A 6792-nucleotide genomic window follows, 5' to 3' on the forward strand; every position below is an offset into this window, starting at 1 on the left:
CCTCTACTCGACTGAAGTACAACGCCCGTAGTAAATCGGAATCGTTATTCGACGACCCCCGGACGTCGAACCATGACGAACGAAGCGGACGGCGAGCGCTCGGTCCCTCGCTGGACACGGTCGCACGCGAAACGCATTGAACGAAGCGACGCGTCGGTCGCCCCCGTGGTCTATCCGCCGGACGAGGAGATGGACCCGGACCTGCACGTCTGGGACACGTGGTTCCTGCGCGAGCGCGACGGCACGATCGCAGAGATCGACGGCTACCGGGTCGTCTTCTCACTGACGGCGCCAGCCGACCTCCTGCCCGGCACGCGCCACGACGTCGCGACGATCCGCTACTTCTACTCCCGGGACGGACGGAACTGGCAGTGTGGCGGACCGGTGTTCGCGGACGACGCGCCGTTCGGCTCACGCCAGTGGGCCGGTTCGGCGCTGTACGACGACGGCACGGTCTACGTCTACTATACGGCCGCCGGAACGCGCGGCGAGGACGAACTATCGTACACCCAGCGCATCGCCGTCGGTGCCGGCGGAACTGTCGAGACCGGGTCGGACGAACTGACGATCGCGGGTCCGTTCGATCACGAGATCCTGCTCGAGCCAGACGGAACGATCTACGAACGCGAGAGCCAGGCATGCGGAATGATCTACACCTTCCGCGACCCGTGGTTCTTCGAGGATCCAGCCACCGGCGAGACCTGTCTGTTGTTCGAAGCCAACACGCCGATCCCGGACCCGGAGGAGGACGACCGGTTCGAGGGCGACCCCTCCCATCTCGAGTTCAACGGCAGCGTCGGCGTCGCCGTCTCGCCGTCGGGCGATCCGACCGAGTGGGAACTCGACGAGCCGCTGCTGGAAGGCGTGGGAACGAACCAGGAACTCGAGCGACCACACGTGGTCGTCGACGACGGCCGCTACTACCTGTTTTTCTCCAGTCACGATCACACGTTCGCACCCGGTCTCGAGGGCGTCGACGCGCTCTATGGCTTCGTCGCCGACTCGCTTCGCGGGGAGTACGTTCCCGTAAACGAGTCCGGCCTGGTGGTTACGAACCCGGCGAGCGCGCCGTTCCAGACCTACTCCTGGGTGGTCTATCCCCACCGCGAGGAGTTGCTCGTCAGCAGCTTCTTCAACTACTACGATCTGCGGGGTCTCTCGCTGGACGACGTCGCGGAGCTGCCGCCGGCCGAGCAGCAACGCCGATTCGGTGGCACGCTGGCGCCGACGGTTCGTCTCGACGTCAGCGGGACCGATACGCGCGTGCGCGATGTTCTCGAGCACGGTCATCTGCCGCTCCCTCGAGAGGAACTTCCGCCGCTGCTGTCGGCGGACCGGGGTTCAGACGACGACGGCGATGGAGACGAGCGAGTACTGAGCTCGCGAAAAGGGGAGTATTAGGGCTCTGACTCCCAGGCCGAGTCCAGCGTCCAGACGTCGAACGACTCGACCGTCGCCACCCCGTCGGTCGCGTACAGGGAGATGCCGTCGCTGTCCGCTCGAGTCGGGTAGATCCTAGTCGTCAGGCAGTGGCGATCGTTCGCGAAGAGCTCGAGGACCGAACCGTCGAGGAAGGCCCGAAGCGACAGCGAGTCGTCGACCGGCGTCACGTCCATCCTGACCGGCTCCGCGGCGGTTCGCGGATCCACACTCGAGTGAGCCCGATCGACGACGAGTTCGCTGGCTCGTGTATACCGGATCGGCGTTCGTTCGTCCCCATCTGGCGACTCGCCGACGACGAGACCGAACTCCGCGGCGTCCTCGAGACGGACCTCGAGATCGATCTCGAGGGCACGACCGCTAACGTCGACGTCGCGACGCTCGTCGTCGAGCGTGACCGGCGCCGACCCGTCGTCGCGACGTTCCACTCGAAGGTCTGTGAGTTCGTCTGCGGGCCGCTGCCGGAGTCGGCCGTCGGGACCGAGGTCGATGCGACGGGGAAGCGACATCGCCCCCGACCAGCCCGCGTCCCACTGGGCTGGCTCGTCGCGAGCCGGCTCGAGCCAGCCCCAGGTGAGCCAGCGGCCGTCGTCGTCTCGCAGCGACTGCGGGGCGTAGAACTCGCCGTGGTCGAGCACACCGGTTCGTTCGACGTCGAACTCGCCGTCGGCGTACGTGCCGAGGAAGTAGCGGACCGTCTCGTAGTTCGAGACGTGGAGCAGCTGTTTCTCGCCCAGATCGAGTAGTTCGGGACACTCCCACATGTGACCGTCGCGCTCGGGGTCGCCGACGAGGATCGGACCCTGATACGTCCAGTCAGTCAGGTCGTCGTCCTCGCTCGTATACAGAAGCGCCGTTCCGCCGCCGTCCTCGATGCCGGAGCCGACGAGGTGGTGCCAGGTTCCGTCCGCCTGCCAGACACAGTGGTCCCGAAACTCCGCGCGCCAGTGGTCGGTCGACCGCAGCGACGGCTCGACAGGTGGCTCGTCGATGACTGGGTTCGCCGACGATTTCTCCCAGCCCGTCAGTCCCGCGTCGGTCGCGGTCCCCACACACGGAAGCTGTAAGTCGTCGCGGCCGCCGGTGTAGACGATCGTCGGCGTGCCGTCGACGTCGACTGCACAGCCCGACCAGCAGCCGTCACGGTCGGGGCCGTCGGGCGAGGGCGAAAGCGCCACGGGACGGTCTTCCCAGTGGACCAGATCCTCGCTGACCGCGTGTCCCCAGTGGATCGTCCCGTGATAGGGACCGCCGGGGTTGTACTGGTAGAACGCGTGGTAGGTCCCGTCCCACTCGATCACCCCGTTCGGATCGTTGAGCCAGTTCGCGGGCGGCGAGAGGTGATACTGCGGTCGATGCGGATCGGCGGCGAGTCGCTCCCGGTCTGCTGCCAGCGCCGCCGCGTCTTTCGGCCGCTCGTCCGCGATGCGAACACGGTCGTCGGCCAGCACGTCCAGGAGACCACAAAGGAGCCGCGTTCTGTTCTCTGCCGGTCCGACGGGCGTCTCGCCCTCGAACCGGATTCCAGTTCCGAGGCCTGCGACGTCGCCACAGCCGACACGCCAGCCGACGACTGCGACCTCGTGGGGTGCCTCGTGATCCTCCCTGAGCGTGCTCGCGAGGACCTCCCCGCGTTCGGGGAGGACTGACTCGTATCTCGCGACCGGTTGCGGTCCGCCCGGATCGCGGGTCGGAACCCGCAGTTCGTCGAACGACTCGACCGCAGGATGGTCCGTGTAGAGCGATTTCCAGAGGACGCCGACCGTCGTCGTCGGCTCCTCGAGCGTCGAGACGTCGGGTTCCACGGAATCGATTCCGAGCGCCCGGACCGCCTCGAGGGCCCGCAGGGTAAGCACTAGTCCGCCACCGTCCTCGAGAGACGACCGGATCGGCTCACGACAGTCGGGGAGGGCGTCGATGTCTTCGACCGCGGCCGCTCGATGCCACCAGAGAACGTCGTAGTCGCCGTCGCCCACCGACGTGTCGTCGCCGGTCGCGACGTCCTCGATCGAGACGATGTCGACGTCGATTCCGTTCGCACTGCACCACTCAAGCGCCGCTCGCTGCTCCGGCGACTGATTCCCGTCGACCAGAAATCCGACCGTTGCTGCTGGCTCGCTCATCTATCGAGAAGCCAACGCCGCGCGACTATATGGCTGCCGACGTTGACGCTGCCGGCGGTTCGGCCCGCCTGGCTCGCTCGAGTCGCCGCGAGACACCGGGGATGAGTACTAGCACTACGCAAGCAGTGCCACTACACCACCCCGTCTCGCCAGTGTACGTATGGTCGACGAAGACCTCGAACTCGAGCGCGATCTGGGAGAGGCCACTATCGTTTACGAGGACCCGGACGAGGACACCGTCAGGAAGACGGTGCCAAACGAACACATCGCCTACTTTCAGGACCACTGGATCATCAAGACCGACGAGGACGAGGAGGGCCACGACATCGTCAGACGGATTCCCTCGAAGCGCGTCCACTACGTCGAACGGTCGGTCGAACAGTTCGAAGAGGAAGTCGAGACGCTGATCGATCAGGTGCAGTCGTTCGCCAGCGACCTCCGGACGAAGATCCCGGTCGGCGGGAGCACCGAGGGTGGGGAACAGCCCGAACCCCACCGCATCGACGTCGAACGCGAGCCGGTAGACGACGAGGACCGACTCGACTGACCGGACTGCTGTTCCGCTGTCTCGCCGCTTGCCGCCCGCGTGTGGCGATCGGTAGTCAGTGACGTACTGCGGGCCGCATCAGTGCTCGACGAACTCGATCAGGATCCCGCCGGTGTCTTTCGGGTGGAGAAACGCGACCGTATGACCCCACGCACCGCCGCGTGGCTCCTCGTCGATCAGCGTGACGTCGTGGTCGCGTGCGGTCTCGAGAGCCGCGTCGATGTCGTCGGTCGCGAGCGCGAGATGGTGGATCCCCGCACCGTTGTCCTCGAGATATCGCGAGATGGTTCCCTCCTCCAGCGGTTCGAGCAGTTCGAAGTAGCCCTCACCGACCTCGAGGAAGACGACGCGCATTCCGTCAAACTCCTCTTCGTGGGCTATCTCGAGACCGAACAGCTCCGAGTACAGTTCTGCGAGTTCCCGTGCGTCCTCCGTGGCGATTCCGGCGTGGTCGAAGTGCATCGATCACACGTGGGAAGGAGTAGCGTGTTATTCTTTTGATTCGGGTCGACGGCGGCCGACGACCGATCCGGCGTAACCGACCTCGATTCTGGCGAGCGGCGAGACGTGACGACAGGGGATCGTATCAGGGAGTGTCGCGCCTGCAAGGAACACGACTACCCTCACGGATCGGCTACGCCCAGCCGGACGCGTGGTTGTAGCTACCGAGATTCTGATCGCGCTCCTCGCATTGTCGTTTCTCGGCGGCGTGATCGTCGCGACGATCGGTCCCGGCGGCATCCTCATCGTCACCGGGTTGTACCTCCTCACGTCGCTCTCGAGTGCCGAAGTCGCGGGGACCTCGAGTGCGGTCTTTACCATTGGGGCGGTCTTCGGGAGCGGCATCTACGCGCGATCGGGCGAGATCGACTGGCTGATCGCGGGCGTCGTCAGCGGGTCTGCCGCCGCCGGCACGTGGGTTGGCGTCCAGGCCAACGCCTACCTCTCGCGGGAGGCGTACGGACTCCTCCTGGCCGCGTTGCTCGCGGTCGTCGGCTGTACCATCGTCTACCGGGAGTATCGGGACCTCGAGCCACGCGTCGAACTCGGACGGGAGAGACGCGATCTCGCCGCGTTCGGCGGTGTCGGCCTCGTGATCGGGGTCTTCGGCGGCTTGCTCGGGATCGGCGGCGCGGCGCTTTCGGCACCCGCGCTCGTGTTAGTCGGCGTGCCGATGCTCGTAACGATCGCGGTCACACAGCTCGTCGTCGTCTTCACTGCGCTGTTTACCGCGATCAACTACTGGCTGCTCGATGCGATCGTAGGGGGTCTGTTCGCCCCGATCACGGCGGCGTATCTCGGCGGCGTCGGACTCGGCTGGTGGCTTGCACACCGCATCGACGCCGGGCGGCTGAAGCTCTCGCTTGGCGTCGTGCTCGTCGCGCTCGCACTGTCGCTGGTCGTCTGATGCGGACTGGCGCAAACGACCACGGTGTGGGTCGCGGTCGCGTGGTACTGACGGATGGCGGTCCGTCTCAGCGGAGTCCGATTGTGGCGGCCAACCGGTTCCAGAGCCCGTCGCCAACGTCGGCGACCGCCGCCAACTCGTCCTCGGAGAGTTCGAAGTCGAAGAGCGCCGCGTTGGCCTCGATGTGCTCGTCCCTCGAGGCCTTCGGGATCGCCGCCACGTTCGGCTGCTGGATCAGCCACCGCAGTGCGACCTGTGCCGCCGACTTGTCGTAGGGGTCTCCGATCTCGGCGAGGCGATCGTCCCCCGGGACGGCACCCTCTGCGAGCGGACTGTAGGCCGTCAGACAGACGTCGTTGTCGACGCAGTACTCGAGCAACTCGTCCTGGTGGTGGTAGGGGTGGTACTTCACCTGGTTGGCGACGATCGGTGTCTCGGAGCCGTCGCGGGCGGCCTCGAGTTGCTCGACCGAGAAGTTGCTTACCCCGATATGTTCGACGGCGCCCTCGTCCTGTAACTCGTTCATCGCCTGCAGTGTCTCCTCGAGTGGCGCCCGGCTGCTCGGCGCGTGCAACAGGAGCAGATCGACGGTTGACAGTCCGAGTCGCTCGAGGCTCGCACGCGTCGACTCGAGGGCGTCGTCGTAGGCGGCGTTCCGACGGTGGATCTTCGTGACGACGAAGACGTCCTCGCGGGCGACGTCGCTCGCGGCGATCGCCTCGCCGACGGCACGCTCGTTGTCGTACAGCTGTGCGGTGTCGACGTGGCGGTAGCCGACCTCGAGGGCCCGTTCGACGGCTCGTTGGCACTCGTCGCCGCTCATCCGCGCGGTGCCGAATCCGAGCGTCGGAATCGACGCGTCTTGTACGTCGACTGTGGCAGTCGAGAGGTCGCTGGTAGTGGTCACGATCGTCTCTTCACCGGTGACGGTATTCAACCTCGGGTGATGACTCCCGAGGTGGCTGCTCGGTGATCGTCCGCTGTCCGTCGACGACGGCGCTCGAGCGTACGAGGGCTGGTCGTGTTACGTGAACTCGTACTTCGTGAGAGCGTACACGCGAGCGACGATGAGTGCCACGAAGATGGCGATCACCAGGGCTGCGAGCACGGCCGTCACGTCCCACTGGAGGACGAAGTAGAGGCCGGCGACCAGCACCACGATCAGGGCGACGATTCCGGTAAAGAGCCGCCAGTTCACTCGCGACGCGCTCTCTTGTGCAGTTTGTCCCATCGGAACGGGGACGTCTTCACCGGAGAAGCCTATATAGCTACAG

Annotated in this window: 7 protein-coding genes; 3 read left to right on the forward strand and 4 right to left on the reverse strand. The window is 65.8% G+C overall.

Annotated features, from left to right (window positions below; translation table 11 throughout):
* Positions 1 to 72 precede the first annotated feature (72 nt).
* Positions 73 to 1401 carry a glycoside hydrolase family 68 protein gene (locus tag RBH26_RS18750; RefSeq protein WP_306759903.1) on the forward strand — a complete coding sequence of 443 codons (1329 nt, stop codon included), beginning with the start codon at positions 73 to 75 and terminating at the stop codon, positions 1399 to 1401.
* Here the strand turns inward: RBH26_RS18750 and RBH26_RS18755 are convergent.
* The gene (locus RBH26_RS18755; protein WP_306759904.1) at positions 1398 to 3563 is read right to left on the reverse strand and encodes a GH32 C-terminal domain-containing protein; all 2166 of its coding nucleotides are present in this window, start codon (positions 3561 to 3563) and stop codon (positions 1398 to 1400) included. The two genes, RBH26_RS18750 and RBH26_RS18755, sit on opposite strands and share 4 nt — an antisense overlap.
* A 160-nt stretch (positions 3564 to 3723) precedes the next feature.
* Here RBH26_RS18755 and RBH26_RS18760 point away from each other — a divergent pair, with 160 nt between their 5' ends.
* On the forward strand, positions 3724 to 4110 hold the full coding sequence (locus RBH26_RS18760; protein WP_306759905.1) for a hypothetical protein: 387 nt from the start codon (positions 3724 to 3726) through the stop codon (positions 4108 to 4110).
* Between the two features lie 78 nt (positions 4111 to 4188).
* On the opposite strand, the gene mce is transcribed toward RBH26_RS18760, so the two are convergent.
* Entirely contained in the window at positions 4189 to 4572 is a 384-nt protein-coding gene (mce, locus tag RBH26_RS18765) for a methylmalonyl-CoA epimerase (RefSeq protein ID WP_306759906.1), read from the reverse strand.
* A 190-nt stretch (positions 4573 to 4762) separates the two neighbouring features.
* Between mce and RBH26_RS18770 the strand changes: the two genes are divergently transcribed.
* Positions 4763 to 5518, forward strand: a complete 756-nt coding sequence (locus RBH26_RS18770; protein WP_306759907.1) for a sulfite exporter TauE/SafE family protein — start codon at positions 4763 to 4765, stop codon at positions 5516 to 5518.
* A gap of 67 nt (positions 5519 to 5585) precedes the next feature.
* Here RBH26_RS18770 and RBH26_RS18775 read toward each other — a convergent pair whose 3' ends face one another.
* Positions 5586 to 6425: an aldo/keto reductase gene (locus RBH26_RS18775; RefSeq protein ID WP_306759908.1), complete on the reverse strand. Its 840-nt coding sequence runs from the start codon at positions 6423 to 6425 to the stop codon at positions 5586 to 5588.
* Positions 6426 to 6542: 117 nt separating this feature from the next.
* On the reverse strand, positions 6543 to 6792 hold a 250-nt coding region (locus RBH26_RS18780), incomplete at its 5' end, for a hypothetical protein (RefSeq protein ID WP_306759909.1).

It is taken from the genome of Natronolimnohabitans sp. A-GB9 (genome assembly GCF_030848565.1).
GTDB lineage: Archaea > Halobacteriota > Halobacteria > Halobacteriales > Natrialbaceae > Natronolimnohabitans.

Bases quoted from the DNA above. Each gene is read 5' to 3' on its own strand.
- RBH26_RS18750 (WP_306759903.1), top strand. From the start codon at position 73: ATGACGAACGAAGCGGACGGCGAGCGCTCGGTCCCTCGCTGGACACGG.
- RBH26_RS18755 (WP_306759904.1), bottom strand. From the start codon at position 3,563: ATGAGCGAGCCAGCAGCAACGGTCGGATTTCTGGTCGACGGGAATCAG.
- RBH26_RS18760 (WP_306759905.1), top strand. From the start codon at position 3,724: ATGGTCGACGAAGACCTCGAACTCGAGCGCGATCTGGGAGAGGCCACT.
- mce (WP_306759906.1), bottom strand. From the start codon at position 4,572: ATGCACTTCGACCACGCCGGAATCGCCACGGAGGACGCACGGGAACTC.